14 protein-coding genes and 2 tRNA genes are annotated in these 14,861 nt (G+C 61.6%); 13 read left to right on the top strand and 3 right to left on the bottom strand.

The features are described 5' to 3' along the window. Window positions 1–6 precede the first annotated feature (6 nt). Both ACEQFP_RS08490 and ACEQFP_RS08485 read left to right on the top strand, forming a co-directional pair. Window positions 7–81 (top strand) — tRNA-Gln (locus ACEQFP_RS08490). 53 nt (window positions 82–134) lie between these two features. After that, a tRNA-Gln gene (locus ACEQFP_RS08485) sits at window positions 135–209 on the top strand. 100 nt (window positions 210–309) lie between these two features. On the opposite strand, the gene ubiF is transcribed toward ACEQFP_RS08485, so the two are convergent. After that, a complete protein-coding gene (ubiF, locus tag ACEQFP_RS08480) occupies window positions 310–1,485 on the bottom strand; it encodes a 3-demethoxyubiquinol 3-hydroxylase (protein WP_005289064.1) in 1,176 nt (391 codons plus the stop codon). Between the two features lie 222 nt (window positions 1,486–1,707). Between ubiF and miaB the strand changes: the two genes are divergently transcribed. The 4 genes from miaB (at window position 1,708) to corC (ending at window position 5,987) form a co-directional block, all read left to right on the top strand. Beyond that, entirely contained in the window at window positions 1,708–3,132 is a 1,425-nt protein-coding gene (gene miaB / locus ACEQFP_RS08475; RefSeq protein WP_005289066.1) for a tRNA (N6-isopentenyl adenosine(37)-C2)-methylthiotransferase MiaB, read from the top strand. Between the two features lie 354 nt (window positions 3,133–3,486). Next, entirely contained in the window at window positions 3,487–4,542 is a 1,056-nt protein-coding gene (locus ACEQFP_RS08470; RefSeq protein ID WP_005295300.1) for a PhoH family protein, read from the top strand. Then, window positions 4,539–5,012 (top strand): rRNA maturation RNase YbeY, encoded by a 474-nt coding sequence (gene ybeY, locus ACEQFP_RS08465; RefSeq protein WP_005289073.1) that lies wholly within the window; start codon window positions 4,539–4,541, stop codon window positions 5,010–5,012. Before ACEQFP_RS08470 ends, ybeY begins: the two co-directional genes overlap by 4 nt. Window positions 5,013–5,099: 87 nt before the next feature. After that, the gene (gene corC / locus ACEQFP_RS08460) at window positions 5,100–5,987 is read left to right on the top strand and encodes a CNNM family magnesium/cobalt transport protein CorC (protein ID WP_005289077.1); all 888 of its coding nucleotides are present in this window, start codon (window positions 5,100–5,102) and stop codon (window positions 5,985–5,987) included. Between the two features lie 34 nt (window positions 5,988–6,021). Here the strand turns inward: corC and ald are convergent, their stop codons facing one another. Further along, window positions 6,022–7,134, bottom strand: a complete 1,113-nt coding sequence (gene ald, locus ACEQFP_RS08455; RefSeq protein WP_370547252.1) for an alanine dehydrogenase — start codon at window positions 7,132–7,134, stop codon at window positions 6,022–6,024. 157 nt (window positions 7,135–7,291) lie between these two features. On the opposite strand from ald, the gene lnt reads away from it, so the two are divergent. The 7 genes from lnt to rihA (ACEQFP_RS08420) all read left to right on the top strand — a co-directional run bounded on the left by lnt (window position 7,292) and on the right by rihA (ACEQFP_RS08420) (window position 14,330). After that, on the top strand, window positions 7,292–8,821 hold the full coding sequence (gene lnt / locus ACEQFP_RS08450) for an apolipoprotein N-acyltransferase (protein ID WP_370547251.1): 1,530 nt from the start codon (window positions 7,292–7,294) through the stop codon (window positions 8,819–8,821). A gap of 345 nt (window positions 8,822–9,166) precedes the next feature. Further along, entirely contained in the window at window positions 9,167–10,069 is a 903-nt protein-coding gene (locus ACEQFP_RS08445; RefSeq protein ID WP_396464156.1) for a glutamate/aspartate ABC transporter substrate-binding protein, read from the top strand. A gap of 97 nt (window positions 10,070–10,166) precedes the next feature. Beyond that, a complete protein-coding gene (locus ACEQFP_RS08440) occupies window positions 10,167–10,907 on the top strand; it encodes an amino acid ABC transporter permease (protein WP_005289099.1) in 741 nt (246 codons plus the stop codon). Beyond that, window positions 10,907–11,584: a glutamate/aspartate ABC transporter permease GltK gene (gene gltK / locus ACEQFP_RS08435; protein WP_035597435.1), complete on the top strand. Its 678-nt coding sequence runs from the start codon at window positions 10,907–10,909 to the stop codon at window positions 11,582–11,584. The genes ACEQFP_RS08440 and gltK overlap by 1 nt, the downstream gene beginning before the upstream one ends. Next, on the top strand, window positions 11,581–12,306 hold the full coding sequence (locus ACEQFP_RS08430; protein ID WP_005289105.1) for an amino acid ABC transporter ATP-binding protein: 726 nt from the start codon (window positions 11,581–11,583) through the stop codon (window positions 12,304–12,306). Before gltK ends, ACEQFP_RS08430 begins: the two co-directional genes overlap by 4 nt. A 129-nt stretch (window positions 12,307–12,435) precedes the next feature. Next, on the top strand, window positions 12,436–13,395 hold the full coding sequence (gene rihA, locus ACEQFP_RS08425) for a pyrimidine-specific ribonucleoside hydrolase RihA (protein ID WP_005289109.1): 960 nt from the start codon (window positions 12,436–12,438) through the stop codon (window positions 13,393–13,395). Next, window positions 13,392–14,330, top strand: coding sequence for a pyrimidine-specific ribonucleoside hydrolase RihA (rihA, locus tag ACEQFP_RS08420; RefSeq protein WP_005289112.1), 939 nt, complete (start codon window positions 13,392–13,394; stop codon window positions 14,328–14,330). Before rihA (ACEQFP_RS08425) ends, rihA (ACEQFP_RS08420) begins: the two co-directional genes overlap by 4 nt. 31 nt (window positions 14,331–14,361) lie before the next feature. Here rihA (ACEQFP_RS08420) and ACEQFP_RS08415 read toward each other — a convergent pair whose 3' ends face one another. After that, a complete protein-coding gene (locus tag ACEQFP_RS08415) occupies window positions 14,362–14,844 on the bottom strand; it encodes a zinc ribbon-containing protein (protein ID WP_005289114.1) in 483 nt (160 codons plus the stop codon). Window positions 14,845–14,861: the final 17 nt, after the last annotated feature.

The raw sequence follows: 14,861 nt of genomic DNA, 5'->3' as shown, positions 1-14,861 counted from the left end.
CACTCTTGGGGTATCGCCAAGCGGTAAGGCAGCGGATTCTGATTCCGCCATCCCGAGGTTCGAATCCTCGTACCCCAGCCAAATTTATTCGGTTCGCCCAGGCGGGCCGCGCATCGCGAGATGTCACTCACTCTTGGGGTATCGCCAAGCGGTAAGGCAGCGGATTCTGATTCCGCCATCCCGAGGTTCGAATCCTCGTACCCCAGCCATTAAAGAAGCTCACCCTCGGGTGGGCTTTTTTTTCATCGCAAGCACGCCGACATCCGGCCGCCCTACCCGGCGACGCGCGCCGGGTCCTCGGGTCGCACATCACAGCCCGATGGCGTAACGCAATGCTCGCGTCTTGAGTCCCCCGGCACGCTCCGCCGCCATCAACCCCAGGTTTCGTAGTAAGACCAGCGGGGGAAGACGGTTGCTGAAGGCGCCATAGAAGAGATCCATCCCACTCTGCATCAACAGATTATCGGGACGACGCCGACGCTGATAGCGTTGTAATACCGCCAAGCTCTGCCAATCCTCGCCACGCGCGCGCGCCGTCAGCAACGCTGACAACAACGCCTCGACATCGCGATAACCCAGATTCACCCCCTGCCCGGCGAGGGGATTGATGGTGTGCGCCGCATCGCCCAACAGTGCCAACCCCGCCTGCACATAGTGCTGAGCATGACGGCGGGTCAAGGGAAAGGCCGCGGCGGCCACCGCCTGCACCGGCCCCAGGCGGGCGGGGAAAGTCGCCTGGATCGCCTCAGTTAACTGCGGCAGCGGCATCGCTAACAACTGGCGGATGCGGGCCGGGCTGTCGTACCACACCAACGAGGCCCAGCCGGGCCACAACGGCAAGAAGGCCCGCGGCCCCGCCGGGGTAAACTGCTGCCAGGTCACATCCTGTGGCGTTGCCGGCGTCTTGACGCTGATCAGCATACAATCTTGGCGATACTGCCAGCCCTGAATGCCGATACCGGCCTGGCTGCGCACCCGCGACTCGGCGCCGTCGGCGGCGATCACCAGCCCGGCACGCAGGGTCGAACCATCCGCCAACTGCAACTGCCATCCCTCGCCCTCGCGTCGCAGCTGGCGCAGGGCCGTGCCGGTCCGCAGCGTAACGCGCTCGTCCGCCGCCAGCGCCTGCCATAACGCCCACTGCAACACCCGGTTTTCCAGCATATACCCCAGGCAAGGCAAGCCGAGACTCTCAGCCCGAAAGGCCACCCGAGCATCCTGCCATTCCCACGTCTCCAGACCGCGATACGGCACGGCACGCATGGCACACACCGACGCCCACACCCCGAGGCGCTCCAACAGACGCACGCTGGCCATGCTGATGGACGAGATACGCAGATCGGGATCGCTACCGGGGATGAAGGAAGCCGGAGGCTGCGGCTCCAGTACCGTGACCGCCAGGCCAGCCTGCGCCAACCCCAATGCCGCCGCCGCGCCAACCATTCCGGCCCCGACCACGACGATGTTATCCGCTCGTTCCGCCATCTCGCTGTGCTCTCCTCGCTCTCAACGCCGCCGCTGCGGCACCGCACATTTTGCGCTAGTGTAACGGATTTCCCCCGCCTTGCCCCCTGCTATCTGACTGGTCACGACAGCGCCAAGCGATTACAATAGCCGCCCTGCCGCGGACGCAACGGCCACCGCCGGTGGGCGCCTCATCGGCGTTCGCGCGTCCCTGATCCACCTGCACTGAGCAATGGCAAGTCGATGACAAAAAAACTGCATATTAAAACCTGGGGCTGTCAGATGAATGAGTATGACTCATCCAAGATGGCCGATCTGCTGGGCAGCACGCATGGCCTTGAGCTGACGGATAATGCCGAGGACGCCGATGTCCTGCTGCTGAATACCTGTTCGATCCGTGAAAAGGCGCAGGAAAAAGTGTTCCATCAGCTTGGCCGCTGGAAGATGCTCAAAGAGGCCAAACCGGATCTGATCATTGGCGTCGGCGGTTGCGTCGCCTCACAAGAGGGTGAGCACATCCGCGAGCGCGCCAGCTTCGTCGACATCATCTTCGGGCCACAGACCCTACATCGCCTACCGGAGATGATCGAGCGCGCACGCGGCAGCCACAGCCCGGTAGTCGATGTCAGCTTTCCAGAGATCGAGAAGTTCGACCGTCTACCGGAGCCACGCGCCGAGGGTGCCACCGCCTTCGTCTCCATCATGGAAGGCTGTAACAAGTACTGCACCTACTGCGTCGTGCCCTATACCCGTGGCGCCGAAGTCAGCCGCCCGTGCGACGACGTCCTGTTCGAAATCGCCCAGCTGGCCGCCCAAGGGGTACGCGAAGTCAACCTACTGGGGCAGAATGTGAACGCCTACCGTGGTGCCACCTTCGACGGCGGTATCTGCACCTTCGCCGAACTGCTGCGCCTGGTGGCCGCCATCGACGGCATCGACCGTATTCGCTTCACCACCAGCCATCCGATCGAATTCAGCGACGATATCATCGCCGTGTATGAGGACACGCCGGAGTTGGTCAGCTTCCTGCACCTGCCGGTGCAGAGCGGCTCCGACCGCATCCTCAACCTGATGAAGCGCACCCACACCGCACTGGAGTACAAGGCGATCATCCGTAAGCTGCGCAAGGCGCGCCCGGACATTCAGATCAGCTCCGACTTTATCGTCGGCTTCCCTGGGGAGACCCAGCAGGACTTCGAACAGACCATGCAGCTGATCGCCGACGTCGACTTCGACATGAGCTACAGCTTCATCTTCTCCGCCCGTCCGGGGACCCCGGCCGCCGACATGGTGGACGATGTCCCGGAGGAGGAGAAGAAACAGCGCCTGTATATCCTGCAAGAGCGTATCAGCCAACAGGCGATGCGTTACAGCCGCCGGATGCAGGGCACCGTGCAGCGCATCCTGGTCGAGGGCACCTCACGCAAGAACGTGATGGAGCTCTCTGGTCGTACCGAAAACAACCGCGTGGTCAACTTCGCCGGCCAACCGGAGATGATCGGCCGCTTCGTCGATGTGGAGATCACCGAGGTGCTGCCGAACTCCCTGCGCGGCGTGGTGGTACGCAGCGAAGAGGAGATGGGACTACGCATCAGCGAATCACCGCAGTCGGTGATCGCCCGTACCCGTAAAGAGGACGATCTGGGCGTCGGCCGCTACCAGCCGTAAGCCATCCCGTTCACCCTCCCCCCGTCAACGCCCGGTTCTGGACCGGGCGTTTTTCATACACCAGGGGCGGAAAACGGTGGAGGAAGTGGTAGAATATCCCGCCTAAAAGGCAATGATTACATCGGATTAAACCAACGCCTCCAGCCTGCTCTCCGCGCCGGAAACGGCGCCGAACAGCAACGCATATCGGGCCATGCGGCCAGCCGGGATTGGTAATTGTTCCCTCCTGGCATGTATGATGGAGAGCGTTTTCTTGCGCGTGACCGCCAGGCGGCACGCATTGAGGCGCGCCCGACACCGTCAGCCCTGACGGCGCTTGAGCGCAGCAACGAACCAATACATTCGAGGATCGATTTGAACGTCACTACCGAAGAGCTTCTGCTTGAACCCGCTGATAATCAGCGACTGAACAGCCTATGCGGCCCGTTTGATGACAATATCAAGCTGCTAGAACGCCGCCTGGGGATCGAAATCAGTCACCGTGACAATCACTTTAAACTGGTCGGCCGCACCCCCTGTGTCCGCGCCGCCATCGATATTCTCAAAAATCTGTATGTGGAGACCGCCCCGCTGCGCGGCCAGGTCGGCGACATCGATCCCGAACAGATCCACCTGGCACTCAAGGAGAGCCATGTGCTGGAGCAGGCCGCCGAACACGTGCCGGACTACGGCAAGGCGATCCACATCAAGACCAAGCGTGGGCTGATCAAGCCGCGTACCCCGAATCAGGCGCAGTACATCGCCAACATTCTCGATCACGACATCACCTTCGGCATCGGCCCGGCCGGGACCGGTAAGACCTATCTGGCGGTGGCCGCCGCGGTCGACGCCCTGGAACGCCAGGAGATCCGCCGCATCCTGCTGACCCGTCCGGCGGTCGAGGCGGGGGAAAAGCTGGGCTTTCTCCCCGGCGATCTCAGCCAGAAGGTTGACCCCTACCTGCGCCCGTTGTATGACGCCCTGTTTGAAATGCTCGGCTTCGAGCGGGTCGAGAAACTGATGGAGCGCAACATCATCGAGGTCGCGCCGCTGGCCTACATGCGCGGACGCACCCTGAACGATGCCTTTATCATCCTGGACGAAAGCCAGAACACCACCATCGAACAGATGAAGATGTTCCTGACGCGCATCGGTTTTAACTCCAAGGCGGTGATCACCGGTGACATCACCCAGGTCGACCTGCCACGCAACCAAAAATCCGGCCTGCGCCACGCCATCGAGGTGCTCTCTCCGGTCGACGAGATCAGCTTCAACTTCTTCCACAGCGAAGATGTGGTTCGCCACCCCGTCGTCGCCCGCGTCGTCATGGCCTACGAGGCGTGGGAAGCCGCCGATCAGCAACGTAAGGCAGCGCTGGCCGCCGAGCGTAAACGCGAGGCCCAAGCCTCTCAGCAACAGGAACAAGCATGAGTAATATTATTCTCGACCTACAGATCGCCTGCGACGACGCCCCCGGCCTCCCCGCCGAGGGCGACTTTCTCCGCTGGCTCGAGGCGGTACTGCCGCGCTTTCGTGACGAGGCGGAGGTCACCATTCGCCTGGTGGATGAGGCGGAGAGCCACGAGCTTAACCTCACCTACCGTGGTAAAGATCGCCCGACCAACGTGCTCTCCTTCCCGTTTGAGGCCCCGCCGGAAATTGAGCTGCCGCTACTCGGTGATATGGTGATCTGCCGTCAGGTGGTGGAGTTAGAGGCGCAGCAACAGAACATAACCCCGCTCTCACATTGGGCGCATATGGTTGTGCATGGCGCGCTTCATCTGCTAGGGTATGACCACATCAGCGACGAAGAGGCTGAAGAGATGGAGTCTCTGGAGGCCGACATCATGCAGGCATTGGGTTATCCCGATCCCTACGCGGCCGAAAAAGAGTCCGACTGAACGAACCCTCCGGGTTCATGTTTGCGCTGGCCGCCAGGCGGCCGGCGTTAAGATTGACCAGACAAAGAGTAACCACACACATACGCTATGAGCGACGACCATTCTCAGAATAGCGACAGCCCCAGTCCCCATAAGAAAGGCTTCTTTTCCCTTTTGCTCAACCAACTGTTCCACGGCGAACCGAAAAACCGCAACGATCTGGTTGAGCTGATCCGTGACTCCGAGCAGAACGATCTGATCGACCCCGATACCCGCGACATGCTGGAGGGGGTGATGGATATCGCCGAACAACGCGTCCGCGACATCATGATCCCACGCAGCCAGATGGTCACCCTGAAGCGTAATCAGACCCTGGATGAGTGCCTGGACGTCATCATCGACTCCGCCCACTCCCGCTTCCCGGTGATCAGCGAGGATAAAGATCACATCGAAGGATTGCTGATGGCCAAGGATCTGCTGCCCTTTATGCGCAGCGATGCCGAACCGTTCAGCATCGACAAGGTGCTACGCCAGGCAGTCGTGGTGCCAGAAAGCAAACGCGTCGACCGGATGCTGAAGGAGTTTCGCTCCCAGCGTTACCATATGGCCATCGTCATCGACGAGTTCGGCGGTGTCTCCGGGCTGGTGACCATCGAGGATATTCTGGAATTGATCGTCGGCGAGATCGACGACGAGTACGATGAGGTCGAGGACCGCGACGTGCGCCAGATCAGCCGCCACCTATACACCGTGCGGGCGCTGACCCAGATCGAGGACTTCAACGAGGCCTTCGCGACGCGCTTCAGCGACGAGGAGGTCGACACGATCGGCGGCTTAGTGATGCAGGCCTTTGGCCATCTACCGTCACGCGGCGAGAGTATTGAGATCGATGGCTACCTGTTTAAGGTCGCCATGGCGGACAGCCGGCGCATCATCCAGGTACACGTCAAAATCCCGGATAACGCTCCCCTGCCTAAACTGGACGTCGAGATCTAAAACGAGGGGGCGGCTCGCCCCCCGTTTAGCGCGCTTACGCCAACAGGCGGTGTGGATCGGTGTAACTCAGGCCATGTGCCTGCGCCACCGCCTGGCAGGTCAGTTGCCCCGCCATCACATTCAATCCAGCCAATAATCCCGCATCCTGACGCAACGCCGCCAAGCCGTGATCGGCCAAGGCCAGAATGTAGGGCAGCGTCGCGTTGTTCAACGCCTGGGTCGCGGTGTAGGCCACCGCCCCCGGCATATTCGCGACGCAGTAATGCACCACGCCCTCCTCGACATAGGTCGGCGCCTGGTGGGTGGTTGGATGCGAGGTCTCCACACATCCCCCCTGATCGATCGCCACGTCGACGATCGCCGACCCCGGACGCATCGTCGCCACCTGCGCACGCGATACCAACTTCGGCGCGGCGGCACCGGGCACTAACACTCCGCCGATCAGCAGATCGGTCGTCGGCAACAGACGCCCAATCGCCTCGCAGCTAGAGTAAACCAGCTTCACCCGCCCCTGAAACTCACTGTCCAAGCGTTGCAACACCGCCAGGTTACAATCCAGCAGCGTCACATCGGCGCGCATCCCCAGCGCCATACGCGCCGCATTGGCGCCGACCACCCCGCCGCCGAGGATCACCACCTTGGCCGGCTCGACGCCGGGTACGCCCCCTAACAGGATGCCGCGCCCGCCCTGTGTCTTCTCCAGCGCCTGGGCCCCAGCCTGGATCGACATCCGCCCGGCCACCGCCGACATCGGTGCCAATAGGGGCAGGCCCCCCTCACGCTGGGTCACCGTCTCATAGGCGATGCAGATCGCGCCGCTGGCCAGCAACGCCTGGGTCTGAGCCAGATCGGGTGCCAGGTGCAGGTAGGTAAACAGGATCTGCCCCGGCCGCAGGCGGGCACATTCCGCCGCCTGCGGCTCTTTCACTTTGACGATCAGCTCGGCGCTGGCGAATAGCGTGGCGGCATCGGCAACGACCTCGGCGCCAGCCTGACGGTACAGCTCGTCGCTATAGCCGATCCCCGCCCCTGCCGTGCTTTCCACCATAACTCTATGGCCTCGCAACGTAACTTCACGTACACTGCTCGGCGTCATACCGACACGATATTCGTGGTTTTTTATTTCTCTTGGTATGCCAATAATCATGTTACCCTCACGTTATCTGCTGGTTACCGCACCATAAAAAACAGCCGAATCATTGCTTTATTTTTCACCAGTATAGGCACTGTGGGATAGAATTTGTCACCATTTTTTAACAACGATTGGGCTACATCTCCATTCTGAAGTGAAAAGAGTAGAATTAATGACTATCGCTGCTTTACTGCAACGCCAACGCATTCGTGCGTTATTGGCCTTGGCCTGCGGGGCCTGCGGCACCCTCGCCTTCTCGCCCTACGATATCTGGCCTGCGGCACTGATCTCCCTATGCGGCCTACTCGCCGTCACCCTAAACCGCACCACTCGCCAGGCGATGCTACTGGGCTTCCTCTGGGGGCTAGGGCTGTTCGGCAGCGGCGTCAACTGGGTCTATGTCAGCATAGAACAGTTTGGCGGCATGCCGACGGCGATCAGCGTCTCCCTGGTGGTATTACTGGCCGCCTACCTGGCGCTCTACCCGCTGCTGTTCTGCGCCGTACTCAACCGCCTATGGCCACGTGCCACCGTCTGGCGTCTGGTCATCGCGGCGCCTGCGCTGTGGCAGGTCAGCGAGTTTCTGCGTGGTTGGGTACTGACCGGCTTCCCCTGGCTACAGTTTGGCTATAGCCAGCTCAACGGCCCGCTGAAAGGGATCGCACCGCTGGCTGGCGTCGACGCCATCACCTACCTGTTAGTCGCCATCAGCGGCCTGCTGGTCTTGGCCGCCGTGCAACGCCGCCTCCTACCGGCACTGTTGGCGCTGGTGCTCTTACTCGCCCCCTGGCCACTCCGCCAACTGCACTGGTATCAAAGCCTGCCGCAGAAGTCGGTCAATGTCGCCATGGTGCAAGGCGACATCGCCCAATCGCTAAAGTGGGACCCGAATGCGCTGATCACCTCGCTGCAAGCCTATCTCGACACCACCCGTCCCTATCTAGGCAAGGCGCCGATCATCATCTGGCCCGAGTCAGCCATCGCCGATACCGAGGCCAACGAACAGCCCTTCCTGACCATGATGGACCGCCTACTGCGTGCCCACCACAGCAGCCTGATCACCGGTTTGGTGGACGAACGCCCCGGGCCGAACGGCATGCGCTTCTACAACTCGGTGATCGTGCTAGGTGGCGAGACGCCTTACCACTACCCGGCGCGCCAACGCTACAGCAAGCATCACCTGGTGCCGTTCGGCGAGTTCGTCCCGATGGAGGATCTGCTGCGCCCGCTGGCGCCCTTCTTCAATCTGCCGATGTCGGCCTTCAGCCGTGGCGACTATGTGCAACCGGCACTCCAAGTTCAGGGTTACGATCTCACCACCGCCATCTGTTATGAGATCGTGCTGGGCGAGCAGGTGCGCGCCAATTTCCGGCCCAATACCGACTTCTTGCTCACCGTCTCTAACGATGCTTGGTTCGGCAACTCCATCGGCCCGTGGCAACACTTCCAGATGGCACGGATGCGCGCACTGGAGTTAGGCCGCCCGCTGCTGCGCGCCACCAATAACGGCATCACCGCCGCCGTCGACGCCTCCGGTAACGTCATCGCCAGCCTGCCGCAGTTCAAACGCCTGGTCCTCGAGGTGAACGTCACCCCGACGCGGGGCGAAACGCCTTACGCCCGCCTGGGTAGCACACCACTCTGGATCCTCAGTGCGCTGATGGGCGCCTTGGCGCTGCTCTACACACTACGCCGCCGTTAATCTCGCTCACGGGCGATCGCGAAGATCGCCCGCCTCCCCCACCTTTGGCATATCCCTTGCAATATCTCCCTGTAGTGGGGCAAACGTGTCGTCTAGCGATGGCATACCGCCTCGCTTGCACCACACTGGCGCAACCGGCCGCCCCAACGGCGTGCATCTCTGCACTAACGCCATAAAATGGTGCGCGTTACATCTCATTTTATAAACATATTTATATCAATTTATTTACATTGCGCTATGTTTTCTGCAACACGGCTCACGCTAACGTTCGGCGTGAGACGGATGAAAATAATCATTATAAAACAAATAGATAGACACAACACCCTCGACAGGAAGGAGTTAGGCATGCATAAGTCTGTGTTAACAATGGCACTTTTAGCATTATCTCTCCCGCTGTATGCCGTAGCGGATAACGGCGCCGCCGACTCGGCCACGTTAGCGAAGATCAAGCAGAATGGGGTCATCGTGGTCGGCCACCGTGAGTCGTCGGTCCCCTTCTCTTACTATGACAATAAGCAGCAGGTGGTCGGCTACTCGCAGGACTACAGCAACGCCATCGTGGCGGCGGTAAAGAAGCAACTCGGTCTCCCCAATCTGCAGGTGAAGCTCCTGCCGATCACCTCGCAGAACCGTATCCCGTTGCTGCAAAACGGTACCTATGATTTCGAATGCGGCTCGACCACCCATAACGCCGAACGCCAGCAACAAGTGGCCTTCTCCAATACCCTGTTCATCGTCGGTACCCGCTTGTTAACCGCCAAAGACAGCGGGGTACATGACTTCCGCGATCTGGCCGGTAAACCGGTGGTGGTCACCTCCGGCACCACCTCAGAGATCATGCTCAATCGGATGAACGAGAAAGAGGGCATGAAGATGCGCATCATCAGCGCCAAGGATCACGGCGACTCATTCCGTACCTTGGAAAGCGGCCGCGCCGTGGCCTTCATGATGGATGATGCCCTCTTGGCGGGCGAGCGCGCCAAGGCCAAGCAACCCGATCGCTGGGTCATCGTCGGTACGCCGCAGTCCTATGAGGCCTACGGCTGCATGCTGCGTAAGGATGACCCCGCCTTCAAGAAACTGGTCGATGACACCATCGCTCAGGCACAAACCTCCGGTCAGGCCGCCAGCGGATATCAGCGCTGGTTCGAGCAACCGATCCCGCCGAAGAATATGAACCTGCACTTCGCCCTCTCCGAGGAGATGCGTAAGTTATTCGCCTCACCCAACGATCGCATCGCCGAATAAACATAACCACGCCGCGTCGTCCCGTAGCCCCCTACGGGACACGGCATCGCTCTCCTCGCGCGCCCGCTGGCGGCGCGCAGGTTAACCGGAGTCATCTATGTCTATCGATTGGAACTGGGGCATCTTCCTCGAGCCGGCACCCTTCGGCGGAACCACCTACCTGGGCTGGATCGGCTCCGGGATGCAGGTGACCCTCGCCCTCTCCGCGGCAGCCTGGTTGATCGCCCTGCTGTTAGGTTCTTTGTTGGGCATCCTGCGTACCCTGCCCAGTCGCCCATTGGCTACCCTCGGTGCCCTCTACGTGGAGTTATTTCGCAACGTCCCGCTGATCGTGCAATTCTTTACCTGGTATCTGGTGGTGCCGGAGTTATTGCCGACGGACTGGGGCAACTGGTTTAAGGGTGAGCTGGATCCGCCGATCCAGTTCTTCGTCTCTTCGCTGTTGTGTCTAGGGCTCTTTACCGCCGCGCGCGTCTGCGAACAGGTGCGCGCCGCGATCAACGCCCTGCCGCGAGGGCAGAAGAATGCGGGGCTGGCGCTCGGTTTCACCCTGGCACAAACCTACCGCTATGTGCTGCTGCCCAACGCCTACCGCGTCATCGTGCCGCCGCTCACCTCCGAGATGCTGAACCTGGTGAAGAATTCGGCCATCGCCTCGACCATCGGTTTGCTCGACATGGCCGCCCAGGCGGGCAAGCTACTAGACTACTCGGCACACGCCTATGAATCCTTCACGGCCATCACTCTGGCGTATATCGCTATCAATGCGCTGTTGATGCTGGGCATGCATCTACTGGAGCGCCGCCTCCAGCTACCGGGCAATATGGGGAGCCGCTAATGTATCAATTTGACTGGAGTTCTATCGTCCCCAGCCTGCCCTATCTGTTGGATGGCATGGTGATTACCCTACAGATCACCGTCACGGCGGTCATCGTCGGTATCCTGTGGGGCACCTGTCTGGCGGTGATGCGCCTGTCGCGCTGGAAACCCCTGGCCTGGTTCGCCGCCCTGTACGTCAACCTCTTCCGCTCGGTTCCGTTGGTGATGGTACTGCTGTGGTTCTATCTGGTGGTGCCGAGCCTGTTGCAACAGGTGCTCGGTCTCTCCCCCAAACAGGATATCCGGCTGATTTCGGCGATGGTCGCCTTCGCCCTGTTCGAGGCCGCCTACTATTCCGAGATCATCCGCGCCGGGATCAAGAGCGTCGCACGCGGGCAGAACGCCGCCGCGCTGGCACTCGGCATGACACCGTGGCAATCCATGTATCTGGTGATCCTGCCGCAGGCGTTCCGCGCCATGGTACCGCTGCTGCTGACCCAAGGGATCGTGCTATTTCAAGACACCTCGTTGGTGTATGTCCTAAGTCTGGCCGACTTCTTCCGCACCGCCTCGACCATCGGCGAACGCGACGGCACCCAACTGGAGATGATCCTGTTCGCCGGCTTCATCTACTTTATTATCAGCCTCAGCGCCTCGCTGCTGGTCAACCATCTTAAGAAAAGGAGCGCAGTATGATCGCCCTGCAACACGTCAGCAAATGGTATGGACAGTTTCAGGTGCTGAACGACTGCAGCACCCATGTCGATAAGGGCGAAGTGGTGGTGGTCTGCGGCCCCTCCGGTTCGGGGAAGTCGACCCTGATCAAGACCGTCAACGGGCTGGAGCCGATCCAGCAGGGGCAGATCACCGTCAATGGTACGGCGCTACACGACCGCCACACCAATCTGGCGCAGCTGCGTGCCCAGGTCGGCATGGTCTTCCAGCACTTCGAACTGTTTCCCCATCTATCGATCATCGACAACCTGACGCTGGCGCAAATCAAGGTGCTGGGACGGCCGCGCGCCCAAGCCGTCAGCAAGGGACAGGCGCTGCTGGAGCGGGTCGGTCTGGCCTCGCACGCCGCCAAGTTCCCCGCTCAACTCTCCGGTGGCCAGCAGCAACGCGTGGCCATTGCCCGCGCCCTGTGCATGGATCCGGTGGCAATGCTGTTCGACGAGCCGACCTCGGCCCTCGATCCGGAGATGATCAACGAGGTCTTGGATGTGATGGTCTCCCTGGCACGCGACGGAATGACCATGATGGTGGTTACCCATGAGATGGGCTTCGCGCGCAAGGTGGCCAACCGCGTGATCTTTATGGATGAGGGGCGGATCATCGAGGATCGGGCCAAGGATGACTTCTTCACCCAGCCCCATTCGCCGCGGGCGCGCGATTTCCTGGCCAAAATCATCCACTAACCTCGCGGCAGCTCGGCATATCCGGAGTGCGCCCTGACTCACGCTTTGCCGCGCAACGACTGTCCGCGCTCGCGTCACGGGAGTATGGTGTAAGCCAACCATCCCGTGACGCGAACCGGAGGGTTCCCCATGACACTACCCCTGATTATCGATTGCGACCCTGGCCACGATGATGCCATCGCCCTGATCCTGGCGCTGGCCAGCCCAGAACTGGATGTGCGGGCCGTGACCACCAGCGCCGGCAATCAAACCCCGGACAAGACCCTGCGCAACGCCCTGCGCATCCTCACCCTGCTGCGCCGCAGCGACATCCCGGTCGCCGCGGGCGCCGCCAAACCGTTGCTGCGCGAGCTGATCATCGCCGATAACGTGCACGGAGAGAGCGGGCTGGACGGCCCAGACCTCCCCGAGCCGGGCTTCGCACCACGCCCCGAAGGCGCACTGGCGCTGATGGCCCAGACACTGCGCACCACGACGCAGCCGCTCACCCTGGTGGCCACCGGCCCGCTGACCAACGTGGCGCTGCTGCTGGCCACCCACCCGGAGCTGAAGCCGCGCATTGAGCGCATCGTCATCATGGGCGGCAGCGCCGGGGCGGGGAACTGGACGCCGGCGGCGGAGTTCAATATCTACGTCGATCCCGAAGCCGCCGAGATGGTATTCCAGAGCGGGGTGCCCATCGTGATGGCCGGCCTGGATGTGACCCACCGGGCCCAGATCCTCGACGCCGATATCGAACGCTTACGCGGCCTAGGCAACCGGGTGGCGCGTACCGTCGCCGAGCTACTCGACTTCTTTATGCGCTATCATCGCCAAGAGAAGTGGGGCTTCCAGGGGGCTCCGCTGCACGACCCCTGCACCATCGCCTGGCTGTTACGCCCGCAGATGTTCACCCAGCATGAGTGCTGGGTTGGCGTAGAGACCGCGGGGCAATACAGCGACGGTATGACGGTGGTGGATCGCCTCGGCCTGAACGGCCTGCCCGCCAACACCACCTTACTGACCGATATCGATCGCCAGGCCTTCGTCGATCTGCTGGCCGAGCGGATCGCCACGGCGTATGGCGACTTCACGGAGGAAACACGATGAAACGACCGCTGATCATCGACTGCGATCCTGGCCTGGATGATGCTATCGCCCTGGCGATGGCGCTGCGTGCACCGCAACTGGAGGTGTTGGCCGTGACCACCAGCGCCGGTAACCAGACCCCGGATAAAACCCTCAACAATGCCCTGCGCCTGCTGACCCTGATGGGGCGCGACGACATTCCGCTGGCCGGCGGCGCCGCCCAGCCACTGCTCTCCCCGCTGCGTATCGCCGAGGAGGTGCATGGCAGCACCGGGATGGGGCATACGCAATTACCCGACGCCCCTCGGCATGCCGATGCGCGCGGTGCGCTGGCGCTGATGGCCGAGGTGCTGCAGGCCAGTCCCGAGCCCGTCACCTTAGTGGTCACCGGTCCGATGACCAATGCCGCCCTGCTGCTGCGTAGCTACCCACAGCTGGCCTCACGCCTGGCGCAGATCGTCTTCATGGGTGGGGGAATGGGCGCGGGTAACGCCACCCCCTGCGCCGAATTCAACATCCTGGTCGATCCCCACGCGGCGGAGATCGTCATGCAGTCCGGCGTCCCGCTGGTGATGGCGGGATTGCATATGACACACCAGGCCTTGGTGTTGCCAGAGGAGGTCGAGCGTATCCGCGCCCTCGCCAACCCGGTGGCGTGCGCGGTAGCCGAGATGCTCGATTTCTACCTGCCCATCTACCTCAACGGGCCGAACCGCTTGCCCGGTGCGGCGATGCACGATCCTTGCACCATCGCCTGGCTGCTGGCGCCACAGCTGTTCAGCAGCGAGCGCTATTGGGTGGGGGTGGAGACGCGTGGGCGCTATACGACCGGGATGACGCTGGTCGATCGCGATCGGCTGACGGGGCGTGATGCCAACTGCGAGGTGTTGTTGACCATCGACCGCCCGGCCTTTGTCGAATTACTGATCGCCACGCTACGGCGTTATGCGGTGTAGCGTGGGAGGGTGAGCCACGATGCCATCGCCCTCAGGGGCGGAAGGGGCGGCGCTGGAACTGGTCATGACCACAACGCGGGCAGCGCGGGAGGATCTCCGGGGTGTAGACATCCAGGTTGAAGTGGCACTTCTCGCACACCAAGTGCCCCAGGCCGACCACCTCGCCGCTGTGGTAGACACCGTGATGGCTGACATCCTGTAACACCTCGCGCCATTCGAGTTGCGTCTTATCGGTGATGTCGGCCAGCTCCTGCCACAGGCTCTCCTTGATCACCCGCATGAAGACGCTGTCCTCCATCTCATCGCGGCTCTCCTGATAGGCACGGGCAAACTCCTCCAGATCGCGGCGCATCGCCAGACGGATCTGCTCGATGTCGGCCTCGCTCAGGTCACTGGCATGGCGCAGTTGCTGCTCCGCGCTCTCCAGCAGCGCGTCGATGTCGCGCTCACCCTTCTTCAGGCGTTCGGTCAACGCCGCCAGCCATTGCTGATAATAGTGCGTCACCTTACTCATCGTCCTACCTCCATCTC

Source organism: Edwardsiella sp. A.80236, assembly GCF_044540725.1.
GTDB classification, from domain to species: Bacteria; Pseudomonadota; Gammaproteobacteria; order Enterobacterales; family Enterobacteriaceae; genus Edwardsiella; species Edwardsiella tarda.
The sequence above is the reverse complement of the archived record's forward strand: the minus strand, read 5'-3'. Positions and strand labels throughout refer to the sequence as shown.